Genomic DNA, 25,718 nt, shown 5'->3' on the forward strand with positions numbered 1-25,718 from the left:
GTTATCACCTTTTTGCTTTGGCCCGCAGGCGGGGAAAGAGCCTGAATCAGCTCTTTTCCAACATGTTGATAATTTGATTCGCGACCACTTTAGCACTCTGGTCATCGGTACGGATCGTCACGTCGGCAATCTCTTCATAAAGCGGATTACGTTCATCCGCCAGCGCTTCCAGCACCTCGCGCGGCGGAGATTCCACCTGCAACAGAGGACGCTTTTTATCACGCTGCGTACGCGCCAGCTGCTTCTCAATGGTTGTTTCCAGATACACCACGACGCCGCGAGCAGAAAGACGATTGCGCGTTTCACGTGATTTAACGGAACCTCCACCGGTAGCCAGCACGATGCCTTGCTTTTCGGTAAGTTCGTTGATGATTTTTTCTTCGCGATCGCGGAAGCCTTCTTCGCCTTCGACGTCGAATACCCAGCCCACATCCGCTCCGGTACGTCGCTCAATTTCTTGATCGGAATCGAAAAATTCCATATTGAGTTGCTGAGCTAACTGACGCCCAATAGTGCTTTTGCCGGCACCCATAGGCCCAACCAGAAAGATATTGCGTTTCTCTGCCATTTTTTCGGTATTACTAAGACAATTCGTTAATGATACCCCGTCCTACAGCGGACAGGACATGAACTGAAACCTCATGAGCGATAGTGCGAGAGTCAGAGGAAAATTATCTCAACACTGAAGGTGTTTTGGCAACCGATTAAATTGACCTTGCCCATTGCGCACTTTTTTGGCGCGTTTCAGTCCGCTTCATTTATCACTCCGATGTCACTGCATCGGCTACGCCGGTTGCGCACGATAAAAAACGGGTTAAATGTATTCTTCGCAGCCAAAACAAGGCCTGTAAATCAAAATCGCTAAACCTTGTAAGCTAATTCGGCTCTTGCGTCAAACGCATATGGCCGCAATGCGTTAAAAAAGCGCCTGGCTCCTCAGTTTGTAACAAAAAAGCATTATTCATCACGAATCAGCCTTGGGGTGATGAAGATGACCAGTTCCCGCCTTTTTTGCTCCGTAGTCGTGTGACGAAAAAGCGCCCCCAACAGAGGAACATCGCCCAGCACAGGCACCTTGCTCTGTCCCTTTGCACTATGCTGCTGAAAAATGCCGCCGAGCGCCAGCGTTTGCCCGTCTTTGAGCGTAACCTGTGTTTCGATTTCCTGCTTATCAATAGCGATATATTCTCCTTCGCCGCTGCGCATTGTGCTGCCAGGCACATTCTGGCTGAGATGCAGTTTCAGCATTATTCGCCCATTAGGCTGGATGACCGGCGTGACCTCCATCCCTAAAACCGCCTCTTTAAACTCTATCGTGGTGCTGCCATTACTGCCGCTGGCTACCTCATAAGGGATTTCGGTTCCCTGCTTGATGCTGGCGGGCTGCTGATGCGATGTAAACAGTCTCGGGCTGGCAATGATTTCTACTTTGTTTTCCTGCTCCAGCGCGCTCAGTTCCAAATCGAGCAGCTTGCCGTTAAGTCGGGCAAGGGTAAAACCTGCGGTCATTGCCGGGCTGGCAACGGGCAGATCGACCCGCAGCTGACTGACCCTTAGCGCCTGGGAAATCTGTTCCTCGCTGCTCATGCCCCACTGCACGCCCAGTTCCCGCAGGCTTTCTTCGTTAATGGTGACGATATGTGCGGCCAGTTCTACCTGTTCCAGCGGGATGTCCAGGGTAGCGACCCAGCGACGCGTCTCTTCCAGGGCGCTCTGCGTATCACGAAGCAGCAGAGTATTGGTACGGGTATCGACCGTAACGCTGCCGCGTGGCGTCATTAGCTGGCTTCGTAAGGCCTTCAGGCTGGTATGAATGGTGCTGGCATCTGCATACTGTAGCGTTAACGCCAGCGTTTGCAGCGGCTGCGATTTTTCCGCCTCTTCCTGCTTTTGCTGCTGTTCAAGCGCTTTCTCTCGCTGCCAGCTTTCCGGGTATGCCAGCAGCACGTTGCCTTCTGTTTCAATACTGATTTTTGCCATTCGCGCCACCAGCGTTAGCGCCTGTTGCCAGGGGATCTCCTGTAACCTGACGGAGAGTTTGCCTTCAACCCCAGGCGCAACCAGCAGGTTTAGCTGTTGGTAATCGGCCAGCGCCTGCAATATCTGACCGACCGGCGCATCATCGAACGCCAGTGAGAGCGGTTGTGGGCTGCCGTGGAGCAACGGCAGGCGTAACAGCAGCAACAGCAACATCGTTTTCAAGAGCTGAATTTTCATAAATGCTTCCTTTCAACGCCAGTCTTAACGGTGGCGTGCATCCTTGTTGTGCCGCGAGCGTAACGCTACGCGCATCAACTTCCCGCAATTGCCAGTACTCATCCAGGCGTTCTTTATGCCCGCGCAGCCTGCCTTTGCCCTGGTCGGAAACCATCAAAGCGCGGTAATCTTCTTTATGACCGATAATCCCACGTAGCCGCCAAAGCGGACGTGCGTGACCGGCAGTCTGGCAGTCTGGCAGTTCAGCGAGTCCGGCGGCGTAAAGGGATCGCGAGACGCACAGGTATCCGCTGAACCGAGCAGCAGTCCGCCTCCCGCCATCAATATCAGCAGCCAGTTAACGCTCATGATTCACGACCAAAACAAACTGGAATTGAAGGCGTTCCTGTACGCGTTTTAAGGTGAACTGAGGCAGAGTGACGACAGGTTGTCGTTCGCTTAGATAACGCAGCACATCCTGCAAGTGCGACCAGTCCAGCTCCAGCGTCAGTTCTCCCCCGCCTGAAGCGGGCTGCCAGCGTTTAAGGCCATTGCCAGCGCTAGCCGTAAGCTGTACCAGAGAAAATGGCTGTTCCTCAGGCTGTAACGCCTGTCGTAGCGTCACTATTTCGGCCTCTCTTTCATCCAGCGACTGACCGTGCCGTAAGCTTCGCAGCGTTGCCTGGTAACGCTTTAGCTGGTGCTGCTGCTGAGTCTGCATTGACGCGCTTTGCTGCAACGGCGGCTGCCAGAGCTGCCAGACGGCCACCGCCAGAACAAAAGCAATTAATGTCAGCACCAACAGACGCAGCCACAGGGAAAGCTGTAGCCAACGGAGTAACGCGTTACTCATCAAGCTTCTCCTGACTCACCAACGTTGCCAGCAGGCTGAACTGAATGACGCCTTGAGGATTGCGGCTCAGCTTTCCCGTTGTCACCCGCCGGAACAGCGGCAGCCTCTCCAGACGTAAACGGAAATCATCAATCTCGGCCATCTCCGGGCAAAAGCCCGAAAAAGTCAGGTCATCCGCCGTTTTACTCAGCCCGCTCAGCCAGAGCTTTTCTGGCATCAAATCCGGTAATGTCAGCGTAAAGTCATGCCACTGCCGCAGCCGTTCACGCTGGCTGACATAGTTCGCCAGCTTCTGCTGAAGCTGCTGTTTTTGTAGTGCCAGGGCAACGGAACGCGCTTTTAACGCGTCGAGCCGCCTGTTCGCCTCCTGCGTTCGGCGAACAAGGTTCCCTCGTTGTTCATTCTCCATCCGCAAACCCGCCGTCGGCAGCAGGGCAAACAGACAGGCGGCACTCATTACCGACGCTATCAGGCAGTCACGATGCCACTTCGCCCTAAGCTGACGGTGACGCCAGGGAAGTAAATTAACCCAAACCATCACTATCTCCTGGCCGCAAAGCCAATCCTGCTGCCAGCGCAAACTCACTGGTGGATAACGGCAGCGGCAGTTGCTTAAAGGCGAACGCATCCAGTGGATTAAGCCGTTTCGTATTATCCGGCAAGTCGGTATCCACGGCCGAGCTATAGTAAAAATCGGTTGTATCAGGCAGATATCGACAGCGCAGCGCTGCAAAGTCCGGTGCCTCCTCTACAGCACACCATCCTGTTTGCTGCCCGGCAGGAAACCACAGCCAGTGATCGGTTAAACGATGAACCAGCGCCGATGCGGGATTGAGCTGCAAGCCCTGTGCCAGCGCGCGTAATGCAGCCGGTGTGAGTTCGAAAATATCTGGCTGCAATTTTGCCTGTCGAAAACAGTGTTGCCAGCTTTGCACCGCTTCATGTCGCGCTGCGGTTAACCAGAGCTGGCCGTTGTTTCCTTCCGCTGCGCGGTAGTCCAGCGCCAGGGTTTCGGGTTCGATGGGAAAAAAACGTCGCGCCGCAGCAGTAATATAATTGCTTCGTTCCGGCTCGCGCAGCTGTGTTCCCGGCAGCTCAACCGAGCGCTGTAACACCAGCTGTGGCGGGAAACCAACCCGCAAAGAAAGGCGATAAGGCAGCTGCCGCCGCCAGTGCTGTAACAGTGCGATTACCGGTTCGGGTCGTTGCACCAGGCCGTTGGTTAACGTATCGTGCGGCAACGCATGCCGCCACCAGTGGCGAAGTTGCCAGCCGTTCCGACGGCGTTGGATAGCCAGGGCGCAGATCTGCCCGTTCTGTATATCCAGGCCGACTTGCCATGTCTGAAATGCCATTGCGCGATCTCCCTATCGTCAGTGATTAAAATGACGTATCAAAGCTTCTGGCTTGCCTTTATACTACCGCGCGATTGTTTATAAACTGTCCAGACGACTCAATATGGAAAATATCAGGTGAAGTTCGTAAAGTATTTATTGATCCTTGCAGTGTGTTGCATTTTGCTGGGAGCAGGCTCGATTTATGGCTTATATCAGTATATCGAACCGCAGCTGCCCGACGTTGCTACGCTGAAAGATGTCCGGCTCCAGACGCCGATGCAGGTTTACAGTGCCGATAATGAGCTGATTGCTCAATATGGTGAAAAGCGCCGCATCCCGTTGAAGCTGCAGCAGATTCCTCCCGTTATGGTGAAGGCGTTTATCGCCACCGAAGACAGCCGTTTCTACGAGCACCACGGCATTGATCCGATTGGTATTTTTCGTGCAGCGAGTATTGCGCTGGTCTCCGGACATGCTTCGCAAGGCGCCAGTACTATTACCCAGCAGCTGGCTCGTAACTTCTTCCTCAGTCCTGAACGCACCCTGATGCGTAAAATCAAGGAAGCTTTCCTCGCCATCCGTATTGAACAGATGATGACGAAAGATGAGATCCTTGAGCTGTATTTGAACAAGATCTATCTGGGCTATCGCGCTTACGGCGTAGGTGCCGCGGCTCAGGTCTACTTTGGTAAGAACGTTGATCAACTGTCACTGAGCGAAATGGCGATGATCGCCGGATTGCCGAAGGCGCCATCCACGTTTAACCCGCTATATTCGCCTAAACGCGCCCTGCAGCGTCGTAATGTCGTACTGGGCCGTATGCTGGATCAGAACTACATTACCCAGTCGCAATATGATGAGGCGCGCAGCGCTTCGCTGGACGCTAACTACCATGCGCCAGAAATCGCTTTCTCCGCGCCTTATCTGACCGAAATGGTGCGTCAGGAGATGGTGAAGCGCTATGGCGACAATGCCTATAACGACGGCTTTAAAGTCACCACCACGATTACGCGTAAGCTTCAGCTGGGCGCGCAAAAATCCGTGCAGGACAACGTGTTGAACTATGACATGCGTCACGGCTATCGCGGCCCGGCTAACGTGTTGTGGAAAGTGGGTCAGAACGCGTGGGATCGCACTGAAATCCTGAAAACGCTGAAATCGTTACCCGTTTATGGCCCTCTCTTCCCGGCGGTTGTCACCGAGGCAAACCGTGACCAGGCCACGGCTACAATGCGCGACGGCAGTAGCGTTACGCTGAATCTTGCCGGTATGCGTTGGGCGCGTCCTTATCGTTCTGACACCCAGCAGGGCAGCACGCCGAAATCCGTTACCGAGGTGGTGCAGCCAGGCCAGCAGATTTGGGTACGTCAGGTGGATACCGACTGGTGGCTGGCGCAGGTTCCGGACGTGAACTCCTCGCTGGTTTCACTCGATCCGCAGAACGGTGCCGTTCGTGCGCTGGTCGGTGGCTTCGACTTTAACCAAAGCAAGTTCAACCGTGCTACTCAGGCGCTGCGGCAGGTGGGTTCTAACATCAAACCTTTCCTCTATACCGCCGCGATGGACCGTGGACTGACGCTGGCCTCGATTTTGAACGACGTGCCAATCTCGCGTTGGGATGCGGGTGCCGGTTCCGACTGGCGGCCGAAGAACTCACCGCCAACCTACGACGGGCCGATCCGCTTGCGTCAGGGCCTGGGTCAATCTAAAAACGTGGTGATGGTAAGGGCAATGCGCGCAATGGGCGTTGATTACGCCGCTCAGTACCTGCAACGCTTTGGTTTCCCTGCACAAAACATTGTGCATACTGAATCGCTGGCGCTTGGCTCGGCCTCCTTCACGCCGTTACAAATGGTGCGTGGCTATTCGGTAATGGCCAACGGCGGCTTCCTGGTTGACCCTTACTTCATCAGTAAAATTGAAGATGAAAACGGCAATACGCTTTTTGAAGAGAAACCAAAAATCGCCTGCCCGCAGTGTAACCTGCCGGTGATTTATGGGGAGACTCAGAAGGCGCTGGCGATGAACGAAGACAGCGTTGAGAACCCGGCAGTTTCGCAGCAGGGTAACAACGTTGCCGTGCCGCAGCCGCAGCTGGAGCAGGTTTCAAAGCAGCAGGTCTCTGCTGACGGCGAACAGCAATATGCCCCGCACGTGATTAACACGCCGCTGTCGTTCCTGATTAAAAGCGCGCTCAACTCCAATGTTTTCGGGGAACCGGGCTGGATGGGAACCGGCTGGCGCGCGGGCCGCGATCTGAAGCGTAACGACATTGGCGGTAAAACAGGGACGACCAACAGCTCGAAAGATGCCTGGTTCTCTGGTTACGGTCCGGGCGTGGTGACTTCCGTATGGATCGGTTTTGACGATCACCGTCGCGATCTGGGACGGACTACCGCATCCGGTGCCATCAAGGATCAGATTTCTGGCTACGAAGGCGGAGCGAAGAGCGCACAGCCAGCCTGGGATGATTACATGAAAGTAGCGCTGGACGGCGTGCCCGTTCAGCCTCTGACACCGCCAGATGGCGTGGTGACGGTAACGATCGATCGTCAGACGGGTAAGCTCGCGAACGGCAGTGGCAACACGCGCCAGGAGTACTTTATCAATGGTACGCAGCCAACTGAGCATGCCGTGCATGATGTTGGCACAACGTTAATGGATAACGGCGAGAGCCACGAGCTGTTCTAAGCGCTGGCCGATATAAAGGGTGGATGAGCCGCAGAAGAGAGATTTCTGCGGCTCATCCACCCTTTTCGTTGTTATCGAATACCTGACAGCGCCACCCCGCTTTTGCAGCAGTTGTGGCCCGATAAGGTAGCCAGAAAGTGGCTAGTAGCTAAGCCGCCCTTGCTTTACCAACCATTCCCGCACCAGGAACAGTGCGCTCACATTACGAGCTTCACAGAAATCAGGTTCCTGTAGCAGACCCAGCAGATTATCCAGCGGCCAGCGCACCTGTGGCAGTGGCTCAGGCTCATCTCCTTCCAGCTGTTCTTCGTAGAGATTTTCCGCCACCACAATATTCATTTTGCTGGAGAAATAAGAAGGTGCCAGCGTCAGTTTCCCCAGCGCTTCCAGTTTCTCAGCACCAAATCCGGCCTCTTCTTTCAGCTCGCGATTCGCCGCCTCAAAAGGGGTCTCGCCCGGATCGATTAATCCTTTAGGGAAACCAAGCTCGTAACTTTCCAGCCCGACAGCATATTCGCGGATCAACACAAGATGATTATCGATAATGGGCACAATCATCACCGCTTCATGGCTGGAAGGTTTCATGCGTTCATAGACGCGCCGCGCGCCGTTGCTGAAAAGCAAATCCACGGCCTGTACGGTGAACAGCCGTGAACGGGCAACGGTCTCTACATTAAGAATTTCGGGTTTTTGCAGTTGTCTGGTCATGGTGGCCCCAGGGAAAAGCCAAAAAATTGAGCCTGATAGCTCGCCAGTCACGGTAAATTAACCGATAGTTTCCCCATTGTGCGGCAGCGACGCGGGGATGCCAATCATCGCATGGATTATTTTACACTGTTATAACAATTGCGCCGGGTAACGATTTAAAAAGTTTTAAAAAATGTCAATCCGTGCACTATAAAATAGGAATATACCGATGTTGCAAATTAACGTTGCTTGTTACGATCACAGTTGGGACTCATCTACAATTATTCTAATTTTATGATTTTGTGCGCTATTTTTGTGGAAAAGGCGGATTGCCAGCGCCGTCTGAACCCGTCACAATGTCGAACTCGATATGATTCAGTCAGGTAATTTCCAGCATAAAGACGGGAACAGGGTGGCAGGAATGAGGGAAGCATGAGCACAATAGTCATTATATTGGCTGTAATGCTGGCCTGTTCAATGGGGGCGGGTTGTTTTTTTTGGTACGCTATGCGGCATCGTCCGCCGTTGGCGAAACCACTGCCATTTATTAGTCCTCCTTTTCGTAAACTTAGCGACGATGAGCGTAAAGCCGTCGAGCGCTATGTCAGCTCACTTGAAAAACATCGCAATACCCCTCTGCCAACCGGCGCCAGCAGTACAAACGATCGCCTGGTACTGACCTCACAAAGCAGCAATGTCTATCCGGTGACGCGCTCAATAACCCGTTACGGACTTTCTACCGACGAACCCCACAAATGGCGCTACTATCTTGACGCCGTTGAAGTGCATTTGCCGCCGTTGTGGGAGCAATACATAGCGGAAGAAAACTATGTTGAGCTGATCAAAACCCAAACTATTCCGCTGGTTATTTCCCTGAATGGCCATTCGCTGGTGAACTACGTTTACGAGCAGCCTACGCTGGCTGCGTCTGCGCGTCCGGTGGGTCAAAACGCCTCGATCAGAAAAGAAGAAAGCGAAAACATTGAGCTGCTCAGTGTGCGTAAGGAAACCCTTGAAGAATACACCCTTAGCCGCCCGGACGGGACACGGGAAGCGGTTGCGATTGGCTTAGCGCTGCTGCTGCTTTTCTTCAGCCTGATCAGCCCGGTAGTGCTGATGCCATGGCTGGTGTTTTCAGCCATTGTCGTCATCGGCGTCAGCGGCTGGTCGCTGTACCGTCGCCCCTCGGAAAAAGATTTACGCGAAATCCACTGCCTGCGAGGTGCGCCAAAACGCTGGGGATTATTTGGTGAATCGAACCAGGGTCAGGTAAGCAATATCTCGCTGGGCATTATCGATTTAATTTATCCTTCGCACTGGCAGCCCTATGTCGCGCATGATCTGGGTCAGTCGACGGAAGTAGATATTTATCTGAGTCGTCATGTGGTGCGTCAGGGCCGCTTCCTGTCGCTTCAGGATGAAATGCGTAATTTTCCAATTCAGCGCTGGCGTAAAAATCTGGTACTGGCTGCCAGTTCGCTGCTGGTCCTTATTCTGTTGATCGCGTTGATACCGTTGAGCATGCCGCTAAAGCTCAGCATGGCCTGGCTGAAAGGCACCGAAAGCGTGCAGGTGTTTTCAGTTAACGATCTGGAAAAAATTCCTCTGCGTGTTGGCGACAGCCTGAAAGTGAGCGGCGAAGGGATGTGTTCTGTTCCGGCCACCTATCAGGGCAACAGAACCTATGCTTTTATGCCGTTCGACTGTTCGGCCGTTTACTGGAACAATGCGGCTCCCCTGCCCCAGCCGCAGTCGGATATTATCGATAAAGCGATGGCCCTGCTGACGACCACCAGCGATCAGTTGCATCCTCAAAGCAGTGCCGATCCCAAACTGAATCCACAGCTTGCAACAGCCATCCAAAAATCCGGCATGATCCTGCTGGATGATTTTTCCGATATTGTGTTGAAAACGCAGGATCTTTGTAGTCAGGAACAGGATTGCGTCAGGCTGAAAAATGCCCTGGTTAATCTCGGCAACGCGAAAGATTGGGAAACGCTGGTGCACCGGGCGGATTCCGGTTCGCTGAACGGCATGAATGTCCTGTTACGCCCGGTCAGTGCCGAAGCGCTGGAAAACCTGGTGAATACCGCCACGTCATCATTCTTCTATCGTGAAACTCGCCGGGCTTCTGAGGCGTTGAACAGCCCACCACCGGGTGGATTTCTGATTGTCAGCGATGAAGGCCGTCAGTTAGTTAATCAGCAAACGCCGACCGTTTCGCTGTTCGACTACAACGCGCCCGATCAGTGGCCGGAGCTGCAACGGCTGGCGGGCATGCTGCTGCATACGCCGTTCTCCGCCTACGGCATCGTGACCAATATCAGTACTGACGCTAACGGCACGCGTCATATCGCGCTGCATAGCGAACCGGACGCCATCAAGCTGGGTCGTTACCTGGGCACCAGTCTGCTGCTGCTGCTGGTCACCTTAAGCTTTATTATCAACGCTCTGCTGGCGATCAAACGTATCCACCACAATCGCGTACGTACCGCCGCTATCCAGAACTATTACGATACCTGTTTCAGCCCTGCGCTGAACACGCCACAGGGCATTCGTCCCCTGTTCTGAGCCCGTTAGTTTTATGCTATTTTTAACACTGACATGGCTTTTGACCTCTCAGGTACCCTCTGATGCTCTGCTCCGGCCACACGCCGGAGCGGCACCTTGAATTCTGACGTACAACCCATACATAGGGATGTTCCCACACAGGAGCAGCGATGAAAGAGAAATCCGCAGAAGCGGTTCGGCTCGATAAATGGCTGTGGGCCGCTCGCTTTTATAAAACCCGCGCGATAGCGCGTGAGATGGTTGAAGGTGGCAAAGTTCACTACAACGGCCAGCGCAGTAAGCCAAGTAAAATTGTGGAACCTGATGCAGAACTGACGCTGCGTCAGGGTAACGACGAACGGACGGTCATCGTTCAGACGGTTAGCGACAAGCGCGGGCCTGCAACCGAAGCCCAGCAGATGTATGCCGAAACGCCACAGAGTATTGAGAAAAGGGAAAAGATCGCGCAGGCGCGCAAAATGAGTGCGCTGACTATGCCGCATCCCGATCGCCGCCCTGACAAAAAAGAGCGGCGCGACCTAATGAAATTTAAAAATTCTGGCGACGAGTAAGCCGCCACAACGAGAGAGAATTATGGCTCATCAAGACCAAATGCACCGTTACCTGTTCGAAAACTACGCCGTGCGTGGCGAACTGGTTACCGTTTCCGACACCTGGAAGCAGATTATCGACGGTCACGACTATCCACAGCCTGTACAGAAAGTACTGGGTGAACTGCTGGTAGCGACCAGCTTACTGACCGCCACGCTGAAGTTTGATGGCGATATTACCGTACAGCTGCAAGGTGACGGCCCGCTGAATCTGGCGGTTATCAACGGCAACAACCGACAGGAAATGCGTGGCGTAGCGCGTCTTAAAGGCGATATCGCGCCTGAGAGCAGCCTCAAGGAGATGGTAGGCAATGGCTATCTGATCATCACCATCACACCTGCGCAAGGTGAACGCTATCAGGGCGTGGTCGGTCTGGAAGGTGAAACGCTGGCGGAATGCCTGGAAGATTACTTCATGCGTTCAGAGCAGCTGCCGACACGCCTGTTTATCCGCACGGGTGAAGCGGAAGGCCAGCCTGGCGCTGGTGGTATTTTGCTACAGGTACTGCCTGCGCAGGACGCTAATCCGGATGATTTCACGCATCTGGCAACGCTGACTGAAACGATCAAAACCGAAGAGCTGCTTGGCCTGCCGGCAAACGAAGTGCTGTGGCGTTTGTACCACCAGGAAGAAGTGACTCTTTACGATCCACAGGACGTGAGCTTCCACTGCACCTGTTCTCATGAACGCTGTGGCGAAGTCCTGCGTACCCTGCCGGAAGCCGAAGTGGACCAGATCCTGGCCGAAGACGGCAAGATCGATATGCACTGCGACTATTGCGGTAATCACTACATTTATGATGCTGTTGATATCGCGGCGATCCGCAACGATTCAACTACGGGTAACGATCGGGTTCACTGATTGTTGTGCGCCATGAGTCCAGTGGGCTGATGGCGCTTTCCGCTGTACAATTCTTCTGCTGCTTTTTCACACCTTTTTACACCCTTCGCCACCATTACGTTCCCTGCCAGTTCCCAATATTTAAAATAGTGCCCACCTCCGTATTTACGCATAAATGCCTTATTAAACACTTAAGAAAGTAAAGAAATGAAATCGGGCGAAGCGTTATTGAACGATTCACGCGTCGCCTCTCATTTCTGCGGATTGGCCCTTTTCCTCGCGCCTCACCCGTGTAAACTGCGCGCGATCGTGATTAGCGTGTTATGAAGGCGTTGCGAAATATCACGGTCCTGGAACATTATGTTTAAACATTCTGAAGTAAAACTGAACCGACAAAGGAGCAGTAACATGCGTGACCTGACCCCGCAGGACCTCGTCGCTTATGGCATCACGGATACGGTTGAGATTATCCACAACCCCGACTTCGACACACTGTATAAAGAAGAAACTCGCCCAGAGCTGACTGGCTTCGAGCGCGGAATTGAAACGCAGTCAGGCGCGATCGCCGTTGATACCGGCATTTTCACCGGCCGCTCGCCGAAAGATAAATATATCGTTCGCGATGAAACCACCCGTGACACGCTGTGGTGGAATGACCAGGGCAAAGGCAAAAATGATAATCAGCCACTGGATAACGATACCTGGCAGCAGCTGAAATCGCTGGTCGGCCAGCAGCTTTCCGGTAAGCGTCTGTTTGTTGTCGATACCTGGTGCGGCGCTAACCCTGATACACGCCTCTGCGTACGTTTTATTACCGAAGTGGCCTGGCAGGCGCATTTCGTTAAAAACATGTTTATCCGCCCCGACGATGAAGCGCTGGCCAGCTTTGTGCCTGATTTTGTGGTGATGAACGGGGCTAAATGCACCAATCCGAACTGGCAGCAGCAGGGTTTGCATTCCGAAAACTTCGTCGCCTTCAACCTGACCGAGCGCATGCAGCTGATTGGCGGCACCTGGTACGGTGGCGAAATGAAGAAAGGTCTGTTCGCCATTATGAACTATCTGCTGCCGCTAAAAGGCGTTGCCTCTATGCACTGTTCGGCTAACGTCGGCGAAAAAGGTGACGTGGCGGTATTCTTCGGCCTGTCAGGAACCGGTAAAACCACGCTTTCTACCGATCCTGAGCGTCAGCTGATTGGCGATGACGAACATGGCTGGGATGACGATGGCGTGTTCAATTTCGAAGGCGGCTGCTACGCCAAAACTATCAAGCTGTCTGAGCAGGCCGAGCCGGAGATTTATCAGGCTATCCGCCGTGATGCGCTGCTGGAAAACGTGGTAGTACGCGCCGACGGTTCAGTGGATTACGATGACGGAAGCAAAACTGAGAATACCCGCGTTTCCTATCCGATCTACCATATCGACAATATTGTTAAGCCGGTATCGAAAGCGGGTCACGCACGCAAGGTAATCTTCCTGACTGCGGATGCCTTTGGCGTACTGCCGCCGGTTTCCCGCCTGACCCCCGACCAGACTCAGTATCATTTCCTCTCGGGCTTTACGGCCAAGCTAGCCGGCACCGAGCGTGGCGTAACGGAACCGACGCCAACCTTTTCCGCCTGTTTCGGCGCGGCGTTTTTGACGCTGCACCCAACGCAGTATGCAGAAGTGCTGGTCAAGCGTATGGCGGCAGCGGGCGCAGAAGCTTACCTGGTCAACACCGGCTGGAACGGGACGGGAAAGCGTATTTCGTTAAAAGACACGCGGGCGATTATCAACGCGATTCTCAGCGACGAAATTTCGACGGCTGAAACCGTCACGCTGCCGGTTTTCAACCTGGCGATGCCCACCTCTCTGCCCGGCGTCGACAGCCGCATTCTCGACCCGCGAAATACCTACGCCGATGCGGCTGAATGGGAAACCAAAGCCCAGGATCTGGCACAGCGCTTTATCGCTAACTTTGATAAATATACCGATACGGCGGCCGGCGCAGCCCTGGTTCCGGCGGGACCACAGCTGTAATCGTGCAGATAAAAAAACTGCCTGGAATCAGGCAGTTTTTACATTCACATCAGGTTGTGGTGGTCGCAGGTAATACCGCGCTGGTCGGTAACGGTAAATAAGCCCGAATACGCAGTCCGCCTCGTTCACTTTCGCCGATATCCAGTGAGCCCTGATGGGCATCAATAATACGCTGCACGATGGCCAGCCCTAAACCTGTGCCGCTGGTACTGCGGGCGCTGTCGCCGCGTACAAAAGGCTGGAACAGATGCTTAAGCTGATCGGGCTGGATCCCCGGGCCATCATCTTCGACCTGGAACCAGGCACGCTGAAGTTCACTGCCGCTGCTGACCTTAATCCACCCGTTACCATAACGCGCCGCGTTCACCACCAGGTTAGCTACCGCACGCTTGATTGACAGCGGATTGATATCCAGCATCAGTTCAGCAGGCATTACCGCGTTTTCAATCTCGCGCTCGTAGCCGCTTTCAGCCGCAACGACTTCGCCCAACACGCCGTTCAGATCGGCTCGTTCCGTCTGCATCTCCTGACCAGTGCGCAGATAATCAATAAACTGCTCGATGATTGCGTTGCACTCTTCAATGTCTTTATTAATTGATTCAGAGAGATAGCCATCCTCCTGCGACATCATTTCCGTCGCCAGGCGAATACGCGTCAGCGGCGTGCGCAGATCGTGACTGACGCCAGCCATCAGCAAGGTGCGATCGTCGGCCAACTGTTTAACACCCGCCGCCATCTGATTAAAAGCTCGAGTTACCGAGCGCACTTCAGAAGCGCCATATTCACGCAGCGGCGGCGGAATAATCCCTTTGCCGACCTGTAGCGCCGCATGTTCAAGCTCCACCAGCGGCCGGTTCTGAATACGAATAAACAGCCACGCGCCGCCTATTGCCAGCAGCATAATCGCCAGCGTATAGCGGAACAGCGGTGAAAAATCGCCCTGATGGATTTCAGTTAACGGAACACGCACCCAGATATCTGGCGACAGCCAGGTTTTCAGCCAGACCACCGGTGAGTTTTTATTTACCTCGACGCGCACGTCGGTCGGGCCGCCAAGCTGCTGCGCCATCTGCTGGCTGAGGAACTCGTAATGCTGCGCCCAGCGTAATCCGCTCTCTTCCGCCGCCGCATTGGTATACAGCGAAATGCCCAGCTCGCGGTAAATCTCACGACGAAATGCCGGTGGCACCTCAAGCTGCGTGCCGTCTTCCAGCTGCAGCTTATCGGTCATCAGCATCCGCACTTCGTACGCCAGCACCTTATTAAACTGCTGTAAACTCGGCAGAATAGCAAAGTTCAACACCACCAGATACGTCGTCACCAGACTGACAAACAGCAGGGTGACAATCAGCAGCAGCGTGCGGGCAAATGAACTACGGGGAGAGAAGCGGATTCGCCTCATGCTTTACTGCCGTCCGGCACGAATACGTAGCCCAGGCCCCAAACGGTCTGGATATAGCGTGGATGAGCAGGATCTTCTTCCACCATGCGGCGCAGACGAGAAATTTGCACGTCGATAGAACGTTCCATCGCGCTGTACTCGCGCCCACGGGCAAGATTCATCAGCTTATCGCGCGAAAGTGGCTCACGCGGATGGCTAACAAGCGCTTTCAGCACGGCGAATTCACCGCTGGTCAACGGCATCGGTTCGTCTTCACGGAACATCTCGCGCGTGCCCAGATTCAGCTTAAACTTACCGAAAGCGATAACGGCTTCTTCCTGCGACGGCGCCCCCGGCAGCTCGTTCGCCTGACGGCGCAGAACGGCACGGATACGAGCCAGCAGCTCACGCGGGTTAAACGGTTTTGGAATATAGTCATCCGCACCGATTTCCAGACCCACGATACGATCCACTTCTTCCCCTTTCGCCGTGACCATAATGATCGGCATCGGGTTGCTCTGGCTGCGCAAACGGCGGCAGATAGAGAGGCCGTCTTCACCTGGCAGCATCAGGTCCAGCACCATCAGGTGGAAGGACTCACGCGTCAGCAGGCGGTCCATTTGTTCCGCATTTGCTACGCTGCGCACCTGGAAACCCTGTTCGGTCAGATAACGCTCCAGCAGCGCACGCAAACGCATGTCATCATCTACGACCAGAATTTTGTAGTTTTCTTGCATTTCGATACTCCCAAAGGCGCTATTGCCTGAGTCATTATTCTTAAAAAAGATGCCTGAATGTAACAGTCAATAATGGTTTATATTCTAGCCGAAATTGTTACAAAGCATATTAAACAGCAGCTTATCTTTAATTACGCCGCAAAAATGTGCGGATATTCAGCTCTCTTTCAGACGAATTGCCAGGACAAACAAGCAGTAACGTCAGGCAGAAAAAAGCAGATGGGATTTGCATCGTTGTCCAGCTCGCAACAAAATGGATAAAGCATTTTCGAGAAAAATTTGGATTAAGATGAAAACCAAACTGATCACCCGCGAAGGTTACGACAAATTAAAGCAGGAGCTGGACTTTCTCTGGCGTGAAGATCGGCCAGAAGTGACCAAAAAAGTGACCTGGGCTGCCAGCCTGGGCGACCGTAGCGAAAACGCCGACTATCAGTACAACAAAAAGCGTCTGCGCGAGATCGATCGCCGCGTGCGCTATCTTACCAAATGCCTTGAGCAGCTGCGCATTGTCGATTATTCACCGCAGCAGGAAGGCAAAGTCTTTTTCGGTGCCTGGGTTGAGGTAGAAAACGACGACGGTGAAATCAAACGCTTTCGCATCGTCGGCTACGACGAAATCTTTGGCCGTAACGATTACATCTCTATCGACTCGCCGATGGCCCGCGCATTGCTGAAAAAAGAAGTGGGCGATTTAGCTACCGTGCAAACGCCGGTTGGTGAAGCGTGCTGGTACGTCAATCAAATCGACTACGTTAAACAATCCTAATCACGCGGATTTGGTACGCCAGCAGGGACATACGCTGGCAATTACCCTGCGCAATCCGTATAACTGTCCGCTAAATCTTGAGCCATAAAGTAACCGATAATGAAAGAATCGCTGAGCCGCATAATTGCAAGTGAGCTGCAGGCGCGAGCAGAACAGGTTGATGCCGCTGTCCGTCTGCTGGATGAAGGGAACACCGTGCCGTTTATCGCACGCTATCGTAAGGAAGTGACCGGAGGTCTGGACGACACCCAGCTCCGTCAGCTGGAAACCCGCCTGGGTTATCTGCGCGAACTTGAAGACCGTCGCCAGTCGATTCTGAAATCTATCGGCGACCAGGGCAAGCTGACCGATGAACTAAACCACGCCATCAGCAACACCCTGAGCAAAACCGAACTTGAAGATCTCTATTTGCCTTACAAGCCTAAACGCCGCACTCGTGGTCAGATTGCTATCGAAGCAGGTCTGCAACCGCTGGCCGATACGCTGTGGCAGGATCCCTCGCAGGAACCGGAGCAGGTAGCAGCAGGCTTCGTTGACGCCGACAACGGCGTGGCCGATACCAAAGCCGCACTGGATGGCGCTCGCTACATCCTGATGGAACGTTTTTCCGAGGATGCCACGCTGCTGGCAAAAGTGCGTGATTACCTGTGGAAAAATGCGCATCTGGTGTCACGCGTTGTTGAAGGCAAAGAAGAGGAAGGCGCGAAATTCCGCGACTATTTCGATCATCATGAAGCCCTTTCAACGGTTCCTTCTCACCGTGCGCTGGCCATGTTCCGTGGCCGTAATGAAGGCGTGCTTCAGCTGGCGCTGAATGCCGATCCGCAGTTCGACGAGCCACCACGTGAAAGTCACGGCGAGCAGATTATTGCTGAGCATCTGAATCTGCGCCTGAATAACGCCCCGGCTGACAGCTGGCGTAAAGCCGTGGTCAGCTGGACGTGGCGGATTAAGGTGTTGCTGCACCTTGAAACCGAACTGATGGGCACGGTGCGCGAACGCGCTGAAGACGAAGCGATTAACGTTTTTGCCCGCAACCTGCACGATCTGCTGATGGCGGCACCGGCAGGCATGCGCGCCACGATGGGGCTGGATCCAGGCCTGCGTACCGGCGTAAAAGTGGCGGTTGTTGATGCCACCGGCAAACTGGTCGCTACCGATACCATCTACCCTCACACCGGACAGGCGGCTAAAGCGGCTGCCGCAGTCGCTGCGTTATGTATAAAGCATCAAGTCGAACTGGTGGCGATTGGCAACGGCACCGCCTCACGTGAAACCGAACGTTTCTTCCTGGATGTGCAGAAGCAGTTCCCAAAAGTTAACGCGCAGAAAGTGATTGTCAGTGAAGCCGGCGCTTCGGTCTATTCCGCTTCTGAGCTGGCCGCGCTGGAGTTCCCGGATCTGGACGTCTCGATCCGTGGCGCAGTCTCGATCGCTCGTCGCCTGCAAGATCCGCTTTCCGAACTGGTGAAGATCGATCCGAAGTCGATCGGGGTTGGCCAGTATCAGCACGACGTCAGCCAGAGCCAGCTGGCGAAAAAGCTGGATGCGGTGGTGGAAGACTGTGTCAACGGCGTTGGCGTCGATTTAAATACCGCCTCCGTGCCTTTGCTAACCCGCGTGGCGGGCCTGAGCAAGATGATGGCGCAGAATATCGTTGGCTGGCGTGATGAAAACGGCCGTTTCCAGAACCGCCAGCAATTGTTAAAAGTTAGCCGTCTGGGGCCGAAAGCCTTCGAACAGTGCGCGGGCTTCCTGCGCATTAACCAGGGCGAAAACCCGCTGGATGCCTCAACCGTTCACCCGGAAACCTATCCGGTGGTGGAACGTATTTTGAAAGCAACAGAACAGGCGTTGAACGATTTAATGGGCAATCCGTCGGCGCTGCGCAACCTGCGCGCGGTAGATTTTACCGATGAGAAGTTCGGCGTGCCGACCGTGACCGATATTCTTAAAGAACTGGAAAAGCCAGGCCGCGATCCGCGTCCTGAGTTTAAGACCGCCCAGTTTGCCGAAGGCATAGAGACCATGAACGATCTGCTGCCGGGTATGGTGCTGGAAGGCTCGGTAACCAACGTGACCAATTTTGGCGCTTTCGTCGATATCGGCGTGCATCAGGATGGCCTGGTGCATATCTCTTCCCTCGCCGATAAGTTCGTTGATGACCCGCATAAGGTGGTCAAGGCGGGCGATATTGTTAAAGTGAAGGTGATGGAAGTGGATCTGCAACGCAAGCGTATCGCGTTGACCATGCGTCTGGACGAACAGCCAGGCGAAACCAACTCACGCCGTGGCAATGCTGCCAGCGGCCGTGAAAATGCACGACCGGCGCAGAACAAATCACGTCCGCGTCCGGCGGCACAGCCTGCGGGTAACAGCGCCATGGGCGATGCGCTGGCTGCTGCTTTCGGCAAGAAATAGGTATTCAGAGCGGGCTGATGCCCGCTCTGCTCCCTCATCAAACCACCTGCTGCCTCGGGAGCGGGCATAGACGGTAACTTGCTAGCTCACGACGCCTGGAACGAACGACCCGGAGCATGATCAAGGGGCGCTTTGCCCCTCATTTTTCTGGCCAGCGCTGGAATCATCTCGCTATATCTTTCTCGTTTACTTTCCAGATACTTTCTCCGCGATCAAACTTGTTCCACGTCAACTGCATTACGAATCATTCTCACTATGATTGCCGCCATCAATTATCACGGTTAGTCACACAACCAGGGTGGTTATATGCACATCGCGCTTCGTAATCAGTACAAAATTCTCGGTTTCTCGCCGACTATCAGCCCCGAATTCCAACAAAAACTTCTGCTACAGGGTTTGCGACCTGGCTCCAGCTTCCGCGTTACCGCCACCGCGCCCTTTGGCGGACCGGTGAAAATCGAAAATCGCTACGCCGTGCTGGCGCTGCGCCGCCAGGATCTTTCTCACCTCCAGCTCGAAGACCTGAACGGATAGGAGCGAACTCATGAAAGCATGTACGATTGGGCTGATTGGCAACCCTAACGCAGGTAAAACCACGCTTTTTAACCAGCTGACCGGTGCCAGACAGCGCGTCGGCAACTGGGCTGGCGTAACGGTAGAACGTAAATCTGGCAGTTTCACCACCGCGCAGTATCAGGTTCAGCTGGTGGATCTGCCGGGCACCTACTCACTGACCACCCTCTCTGAACAGACTTCGCTGGATGAACAGATTGCCTGCCATTACATTCTCAGCGGGGAAGCGGATCTGCTGATTAACGTTGTGGATGCCAGCAATCTGGCCCGCAATCTCTACCTGACGCTGCAATTACGCGAACTGGGCATTCCCTGCATCGTTGCGCTGAATATGCTGGATATCGCTGAGAATTTGCATATTCAGATCGATATCACCGCGCTGGCGGCCGCGCTTGGCTGTCCGGTTGTTCCGCTGGTTTCCACTCGAAAAAAAGGCCTTGCCGAGCTGAGAAACGCCATCGACAACTTTTCCGGCAGCCCTGCCGCATTCGATATCATTTATCCACAAGCGATAGAAAATAATGCCGCCCGGCTTACCGCCGCGATGCCCACTGAACTGGCCGCTCACCGCCGCCGCTGGATGGCATTGCAAATGCTGGAAGGTGATATTTACTGCCGTTCTCAGGCCGGCCACGCGGTAGATTTGCTGCTGCAGTTACCGCAGCGGGATGACAGCGCAATGGCGATTACCCTGGCTCGCTATGCGACGATTGAAGCACTTTGCGAAACGACCACCCGCACACAGCAGACCACGCAGCATCGGCTTTCAGCCCGGCTGGATGCCATCGTGTTGAACCGCTGGCTGGGCATTCCCATTTTCTTCGCGGTGATGTACCTGATGTTCTTCCTTGCCATCAACCTTGGTGGCGCCTTGCAGCCACTGTTCGAAGGCAGCGCAACGGCAATCTTTATTGATGGTATGCAGTGGCTGGGTGCCCAGCTGCACCTGCCGGCTATAGTGACGCTGTTCCTGGCCCAGGGCGTTGGCGGCGGGATCACCACGGTGATGCCGCTGATCCCACAGATTGGCCTGATGTATTTGTTCCTTTCTTTTATGGAAGATTCCGGCTATATGGCGCGTGCTGCCTTTGTGGTAGATCGGCTGATGCAAACCTTGGGTCTGCCAGGTAAATCCTTTGTGCCGCTGATTGTGGGTTTTGGCTGTAACGTGCCGGGCGTCATGGCTACGCGTACGCTCGATGCGCCACGCGATCGCCTGATGACCATGCTGATGGCACCGTTTATGTCTTGCGGTGCAAGGCTGGCAATTTTTGCGGTGTTTGCTTCCGCCTTTTTCGGGCAGAGCGGCGCACTGATCGTTTTCAGCCTCTACCTTTTGGGGATTGCCGCCGCTATCACCACCGGACTGATCCTGAAATCAACCTTGCTGCGTGGTGATGCCGCGCCGTTCATGATGGAAATGCCGAGCTGGCACGTTCCTCATCTCAAAAGTCTGTTCCTGCAAACCTGGCAGCGGTTAAAAAGTTTTGTGCTGCGCGCCGGTAAAGTCATCGTCATCGTCAGCATGGTGATTGGCGCGCTCAACAGCTTCTCCTTCAGCGGCCAGCCGGTTTCCACCATTAACGACTCAGCGCTGGCAACCGTCAGCCGTCAGTTGACGCCGCTGCTGAATCCCATCGGCGTGGAAAATGATAACTGGCAGGCCACGGTCGGGCTGGTCACGGGCGCCATGGCGAAAGAAGTGGTTATCGGTACGCTCAACACGCTTTACACCGCAGAGGCGCTGCATCAGGAAACTTTTGATGCGGAAAATTACAGCCTGCTGGCTGAGCTGAAAGCGGCGGTGGCGGAAACCTGGGATGGCGTGAAAAGCACCTTCCGCCTGAGCGTCCTGTTTCATCCGCTGGATGCCAGCAAAGGCGATGGCGAAATGGCGGGCGGCGCGATGGGCGTCATGCACAGCAAGTTTGGCAGCGATATTGCCGCTTACAGCTACCTGATTTTCGTTCTGCTGTATGTCCCCTGCGTGTCGGTAATGGGCGCCGTCACCCGCGAAAGCAGCACGCGCTGGATGCTGTTCTCCAACTTTTGGGGGCTGAATCTGGCTTACTCGCTGGCGGCGTTGTTTTTCCAGCTGGCCACGTTTGCCAGCCATCCTCAATCCAGCGCCATTATCATTACCGCCGTGGTGGCCTTTAACCTGCTTCTGTGGCTGATGCTGAAAAATATCACTCTGTCGCCACAGCGTCTGGAAGTGAGAACCCTTACAGCGGCAGGCTGCGCAGGCTGTCGCAAAAAAGGCCGCTGCCACTGACTGACGGAGGCCGTTGAAGTTGCGAATTTGCTTCAACGGTCTACAGTGAAAACTAACGTGGCTGTAACCAATGCGGTGGCTCACTGTATAGCAATGGAAATTATCAATAACCTGCTCGATAAGATCTATGAGGGCACTTTTCCTGCCGATTGTCGGGAAAGGCTGGCAAACGCCATTTCACAGGCGCAAAGCACGCTGACTCACCAGCGTAAAGCGCACTGGGATGAAAAAGATGTGGTGCTGATTACCTACGCCGATCAGTTCCGCGAAAGCGAAGCGCCCACGCTGTCAACCTTCTCCCGCTTTTATCAGCAGCATCTGAAATGTTTTAACCTTGTTCACCTGCTGCCTTTTTTCCCCTACTCGTCCGACGATGGTTTTTCCGTTATCGACTATCACCAGGTCAGTGCTATCTGCGGTGAATGGTCGGACGTCGCCGAGCTGCACCAGCACACGCGGCTGATGTTCGATTTCGTCTGCAATCACATTTCCGCCCACAGCGCCTGGTTTAAGCACTATCTGGCACAGGATCCCGCCTGGGATAATTTTTTTATCAGCATGCCGCCCTCAACTGATTTAGGTGCGGTAACCCGACCACGAACCTCGCCGCTGCTAACACCCTTTGCAATGGCAAACGGCGACACGCGCTTTATCTGGACCACCTTTAGCGCCGATCAAATCGACCTGAACTTTGCCAATCCTCAGGTCTTACTGAGCATGGTAAACGTGCTGCTGGACTATCTGGCGAAAGGTGCCGACTACGTGCGTCTGGATGCCGTTGGCTACATGTGGAAAACGCCCGGCACCGCCTGCATTCACCTTGAGAAAACCCATCAGCTGGTCAAACTTTTTCGCGCTATCGCCAACCTTGTCGCGCCCGGCACGGTGATTATTACCGAGACCAACGTGCCGCATAAAGACAACATCAGCTATCTGGGAGATGGGCACGACGAAGCGCAGATGGTTTATCAGTTCTCGCTGCCACCGCTGGTGCTGCACGCCATCCATTATGGTTCATCGCGTGCGCTCAAGCAGTGGGCCTCTTCACTGGATCCCGGCGCGGGCACGACGACCTGGTTTAATTTTCTCGCGTCTCACGACGGCATTGGCCTTAATCCACTGCGCGGTATTTTGCCGGAAACGGAAATCGTCTCGCTGGTGAGGGATTTGACTTCTGAAGGCGCGCTGGTTTCCTGGAAGAACAATCCCGACGGGACGACCAGTCCCTATGAAATCAATGTCACCTACATGGATGCGCTGAATAAAAAAGAGGATGACGATGAGGTTCGTCTGCAACGTTTTATGCTGGCGCATGCCATCTTGCTGGCCTTTCCGGGCGTGCCTGCGGTCTACGTGCAAAGTATTTTAGGGTCGCGCAACGATACGGAAGGCGTCAAAGTGGCAGGCTATAACCGGGCGATAAATCGTGAGAAGTACGCTATCAGCCAGATTGAAGCCGCGTTAAGCGACAGACAGTCACTGCGACACAAGGTTTACCATGCCCTCAGCAAGCTGATTCAGCTAAGAACGCGCCAGCCCGCTTTCCATCCTGATAATCCGATGGAAGTGCTGGAAAGTGAGAATTCGCTGTTTATTCTTCGGCGCAGATCGGCCAGATCGCATGATGAAGTGTTGTGTTTGTTCAATTTAAGCAGCAAAGAGATAACTTATACCCTGCCGGATAACAGGCTCTATCGGGATATTGTCGGCACCAGTATTTTTGACCAGGCCCATCCGCTCACGCTGCCGCCGTGGAACTTTTTGTGGCTGAAAAGCAGCAGTGAGAAACAGCAGGCAGAATAACTCTGCCTGCTGGCGTTTTTATTTATACACTTCAGCGACCGCACTGAATTTACCGTGCTCACGCCCGGCAATGATCAGATAGTATTTGCCGCCTTTTTCGTCCGCCAGTTTAGACAACACCGCTTTGGCATCCATTGGAGAAGTGGTTTCCGCCGTGGTGTTTACCGTGCCAATCTTTTCCAGCTTCAGCTTTTGCACTTCCTCTTTAGTCACTTCTTTTGCAGCCACAGCAGCAAAAGAGACGGAACCGACCATAAGAGCAATCGCCACAGTTTTAAAAATTTTCATCAAAGACACTCCATCATTGTTTTGTAGTGGATAAGCAGTCGCTTGATGAGAATGCAGGGAGGTCATAAATGCCCAACTCCCTGGACTACTCAGAGGTAAAAAGGTAAGCGACCTTGCTTACCTTGATAATTATTAACCGTAATAAATAAAGCGCCAGTTTTTGCAAAAATTTAGCGGACGATTTTTGAACCGAAATCAATCAGTTGATCGCAGAACAGATCGGGATGAGAAATGAAGGGGGCATGCGCGGCTTTGTCCATCACGACTGAGCCACTCCCGGGATAGCATTCATCGAGAATTGGCGCGATTTTACGGGGGACCAGGCCATCCAGCGCACCGTAAATACGCAGCATCGGCACGCTGAGTGCGGCCATCTCAGCACGCAGATCCACCGTGCGTAAAATCTCCAGTCCGCCGTTTAACACCGCAACTTCCGGTGCCGGTAACGACAGAACCACGCTTTTCAGCAGTTTTGCATCCTGCCTGGCCGATTCCGTGCCCAGGGTTTGCAGCGCAAGAAAACGCTCCACGGTACGCTGAAAGTTTTCACTCAGCTGCTGCTGAAAATTGCTTAGCGTTTCCGGTTTAATACCCGGCCAGTTTTCATCAGCCGTGAAACAAGGCGACGAGGCGACGGTAATCAGCGCGCTGACCCGTTCCGGATGCTGCAACGCCATCTTACTGGCCACCAGCCCACCCAGCGACCAGCCCAACCAGAGCGCGTTAGCGGGCGCGAAAGGCAGCAGGTTTGCCACCATCTCTTCCACGCTCATCGCTGTAAAGCCTTCGCTGCGGCCATAGCCAGGTAGATCGACCAGATGCAGCCGAAAATGCGGGCTGAGCCGCGCAATAATGTTTTGCCACACGCCTGCATTCAGTCCCCAGCCGTGCAGCATCACAAGATCGCGATCTCCCGTGCCGGTTGTCTGCCAGTAAAGCTGAGCCATCGTTATAATCCTGTTTTTGTCATGGAGGACGCTATGCTATCAATGCCCACCGCCTGTTGGCTATGCAAGATGCCACTCGCTTTACCCCACCACGGCCTCTGCTGCTTTTGTTTGCGCCGTCTGCCGATGCAGGCTGAATGCTGCCCGCGCTGTGGTTTACCAGCGCTGCATAGTCGCCGGGAATGCGGCCGCTGTCAGTTACGCCCGCCCGCCTGGCAGCGCATCGTTTTTGTTACTGACTGGCAGCCGCCGCTGCGGGAACTGGTTCAGCGTCTCAAGTTTTTGCAGGCAACAGCACTCTCGGTGATGCTTGCGCGGCTATTTTTGCTAAGTTGGTTAACTGAGCGGCGCGATCGCCACCTGTACCGGCCAGACCTGTTACTGTGTGTGCCGCTGCATAAAAAGCGGGCCTGGCAGCGCGGTTATAATCAGCTGGATGATATGGCCCGCTGTCTGGCTCGCTGGACAGGCTGCTTTTATGAGGCGGCTGGCTTGTCACGCAGGCGCAAGACCCGGATTCAGCATCGTCTACCGGCCAGCGCTCGCCGCAGGAATCTTCGCGGCGCGTTCAGGGTTGAAACGGCGGTGGCTGGACGGCATATCGCCTTACTGGATGATGTCGTTACCACGGGCAGTACGGTCGAAGAAATCAGCCGTGTACTGCTGGCTAAAGGTGCCGCCAGCGTGCAAATCTGGTGCCTGTGCCGCACCTTGTAGAGCGTCGACGATCGGCGTA

General features: G+C 54.2%; 22 protein-coding genes. 11 read left to right on the top strand and 11 right to left on the bottom strand.

Annotated elements, in window-relative coordinates; translation table 11 throughout:
• Positions 1-46 precede the first annotated feature (46 nt).
• The 6 genes from aroK to pilM form a co-directional block, all read right to left on the bottom strand.
• A complete protein-coding gene (gene aroK, locus AAGQ96_RS19860; RefSeq protein WP_004160692.1) occupies positions 47-568 on the bottom strand; it encodes a shikimate kinase AroK in 522 nt (173 codons plus the stop codon).
• A 389-nt stretch (positions 569-957) separates the two neighbouring features.
• Positions 958-2,217, bottom strand: coding sequence for a DNA uptake porin HofQ (gene hofQ / locus AAGQ96_RS19865; protein ID WP_342754387.1), 1,260 nt, complete (start codon positions 2,215-2,217; stop codon positions 958-960).
• 153 nt (positions 2,218-2,370) lie between these two features.
• Entirely contained in the window at positions 2,371-2,565 is a 195-nt protein-coding gene (locus tag AAGQ96_RS19870; protein WP_342754388.1) for a hypothetical protein, read from the bottom strand.
• Entirely contained in the window at positions 2,555-3,049 is a 495-nt protein-coding gene (locus AAGQ96_RS19875; protein ID WP_342754389.1) for a hypothetical protein, read from the bottom strand. The genes AAGQ96_RS19870 and AAGQ96_RS19875 overlap by 11 nt, the downstream gene beginning before the upstream one ends.
• Positions 3,042-3,587, bottom strand: coding sequence for a PilN domain-containing protein (locus AAGQ96_RS19880; protein ID WP_342754390.1), 546 nt, complete (start codon positions 3,585-3,587; stop codon positions 3,042-3,044). Before AAGQ96_RS19880 ends, AAGQ96_RS19875 begins: the two co-directional genes overlap by 8 nt.
• Positions 3,574-4,404 carry a pilus assembly protein PilM gene (gene pilM / locus AAGQ96_RS19885; RefSeq protein ID WP_147200134.1) on the bottom strand — a complete coding sequence of 277 codons (831 nt, stop codon included), beginning with the start codon at positions 4,402-4,404 and terminating at the stop codon, positions 3,574-3,576. Before pilM ends, AAGQ96_RS19880 begins: the two co-directional genes overlap by 14 nt.
• Positions 4,405-4,521: 117 nt before the next feature.
• On the opposite strand from pilM, the gene mrcA reads away from it, so the two are divergent.
• A complete protein-coding gene (mrcA, locus tag AAGQ96_RS19890) occupies positions 4,522-7,077 on the top strand; it encodes a peptidoglycan glycosyltransferase/peptidoglycan DD-transpeptidase MrcA (protein ID WP_342754391.1) in 2,556 nt (851 codons plus the stop codon).
• Between the two features lie 141 nt (positions 7,078-7,218).
• Here the strand turns inward: mrcA and nudE are convergent, their stop codons facing one another.
• Positions 7,219-7,785 (bottom strand): ADP compounds hydrolase NudE, encoded by a 567-nt coding sequence (gene nudE, locus AAGQ96_RS19895; RefSeq protein ID WP_147200136.1) that lies wholly within the window; start codon positions 7,783-7,785, stop codon positions 7,219-7,221.
• 411 nt (positions 7,786-8,196) lie between these two features.
• Between nudE and AAGQ96_RS19900 the strand changes: the two genes are divergently transcribed.
• The 4 genes from AAGQ96_RS19900 (at position 8,197) to pckA (ending at position 13,788) form a co-directional block, all read left to right on the top strand.
• A complete protein-coding gene (locus tag AAGQ96_RS19900; protein ID WP_147200137.1) occupies positions 8,197-10,335 on the top strand; it encodes an intracellular growth attenuator family protein in 2,139 nt (712 codons plus the stop codon).
• A gap of 149 nt (positions 10,336-10,484) precedes the next feature.
• Positions 10,485-10,886, top strand: coding sequence for a ribosome-associated heat shock protein Hsp15 (gene hslR / locus AAGQ96_RS19905; protein ID WP_147200138.1), 402 nt, complete (start codon positions 10,485-10,487; stop codon positions 10,884-10,886).
• Between the two features lie 22 nt (positions 10,887-10,908).
• A complete protein-coding gene (gene hslO / locus AAGQ96_RS19910; protein ID WP_147200139.1) occupies positions 10,909-11,787 on the top strand; it encodes an Hsp33 family molecular chaperone HslO in 879 nt (292 codons plus the stop codon).
• Positions 11,788-12,174: 387 nt separating this feature from the next.
• The gene (pckA, locus tag AAGQ96_RS19915) at positions 12,175-13,788 is read left to right on the top strand and encodes a phosphoenolpyruvate carboxykinase (ATP) (protein ID WP_342754392.1); all 1,614 of its coding nucleotides are present in this window, start codon (positions 12,175-12,177) and stop codon (positions 13,786-13,788) included.
• Between the two features lie 49 nt (positions 13,789-13,837).
• Here the strand turns inward: pckA and envZ are convergent, their stop codons facing one another.
• A complete protein-coding gene (gene envZ / locus AAGQ96_RS19920) occupies positions 13,838-15,190 on the bottom strand; it encodes a two-component system sensor histidine kinase EnvZ (RefSeq protein WP_147200141.1) in 1,353 nt (450 codons plus the stop codon).
• Positions 15,187-15,906, bottom strand: a complete 720-nt coding sequence (gene ompR, locus AAGQ96_RS19925) for a two-component system response regulator OmpR (protein ID WP_001157751.1) — start codon at positions 15,904-15,906, stop codon at positions 15,187-15,189. The genes envZ and ompR overlap by 4 nt, the downstream gene beginning before the upstream one ends.
• Before the next feature lie 289 nt (positions 15,907-16,195).
• On the opposite strand from ompR, the gene greB reads away from it, so the two are divergent.
• The 5 genes from greB (at position 16,196) to AAGQ96_RS19950 (ending at position 23,747) form a co-directional block, all read left to right on the top strand.
• Entirely contained in the window at positions 16,196-16,675 is a 480-nt protein-coding gene (gene greB, locus AAGQ96_RS19930; RefSeq protein ID WP_147200142.1) for a transcription elongation factor GreB, read from the top strand.
• Between the two features lie 99 nt (positions 16,676-16,774).
• Positions 16,775-19,096 (top strand): Tex family protein, encoded by a 2,322-nt coding sequence (locus tag AAGQ96_RS19935; RefSeq protein WP_342754395.1) that lies wholly within the window; start codon positions 16,775-16,777, stop codon positions 19,094-19,096.
• Between the two features lie 306 nt (positions 19,097-19,402).
• Positions 19,403-19,630 carry a FeoA domain-containing protein gene (locus tag AAGQ96_RS19940; protein WP_147200144.1) on the top strand — a complete coding sequence of 76 codons (228 nt, stop codon included), beginning with the start codon at positions 19,403-19,405 and terminating at the stop codon, positions 19,628-19,630.
• A 10-nt stretch (positions 19,631-19,640) separates the two neighbouring features.
• Complete coding sequence (gene feoB / locus AAGQ96_RS19945) at positions 19,641-21,944, top strand: Fe(2+) transporter permease subunit FeoB (RefSeq protein WP_342754396.1); 2,304 nt, start codon at positions 19,641-19,643, stop codon at positions 21,942-21,944.
• Between the two features lie 93 nt (positions 21,945-22,037).
• A complete protein-coding gene (locus tag AAGQ96_RS19950; RefSeq protein ID WP_147200693.1) occupies positions 22,038-23,747 on the top strand; it encodes an alpha-amylase family glycosyl hydrolase in 1,710 nt (569 codons plus the stop codon).
• 18 nt (positions 23,748-23,765) lie between these two features.
• Here AAGQ96_RS19950 and AAGQ96_RS19955 read toward each other — a convergent pair whose 3' ends face one another.
• Positions 23,766-24,035 carry a DUF1471 domain-containing protein gene (locus tag AAGQ96_RS19955; protein WP_342754397.1) on the bottom strand — a complete coding sequence of 90 codons (270 nt, stop codon included), beginning with the start codon at positions 24,033-24,035 and terminating at the stop codon, positions 23,766-23,768.
• Positions 24,036-24,205: 170 nt separating this feature from the next.
• Complete coding sequence (gene bioH / locus AAGQ96_RS19960; protein ID WP_147200147.1) at positions 24,206-24,982, bottom strand: pimeloyl-ACP methyl ester esterase BioH; 777 nt, start codon at positions 24,980-24,982, stop codon at positions 24,206-24,208.
• A 33-nt stretch (positions 24,983-25,015) separates the two neighbouring features.
• On the opposite strand from bioH, the gene gntX reads away from it, so the two are divergent.
• Positions 25,016-25,699, top strand: a complete 684-nt coding sequence (gene gntX, locus AAGQ96_RS19965; RefSeq protein WP_342754398.1) for a DNA utilization protein GntX — start codon at positions 25,016-25,018, stop codon at positions 25,697-25,699.
• Positions 25,700-25,718: the final 19 nt, after the last annotated feature.

The sequence above is a fragment of the Pantoea sp. MBD-2R genome, from assembly GCF_039134845.1.
Taxonomy (GTDB): domain Bacteria; phylum Pseudomonadota; class Gammaproteobacteria; order Enterobacterales; family Enterobacteriaceae; genus Erwinia.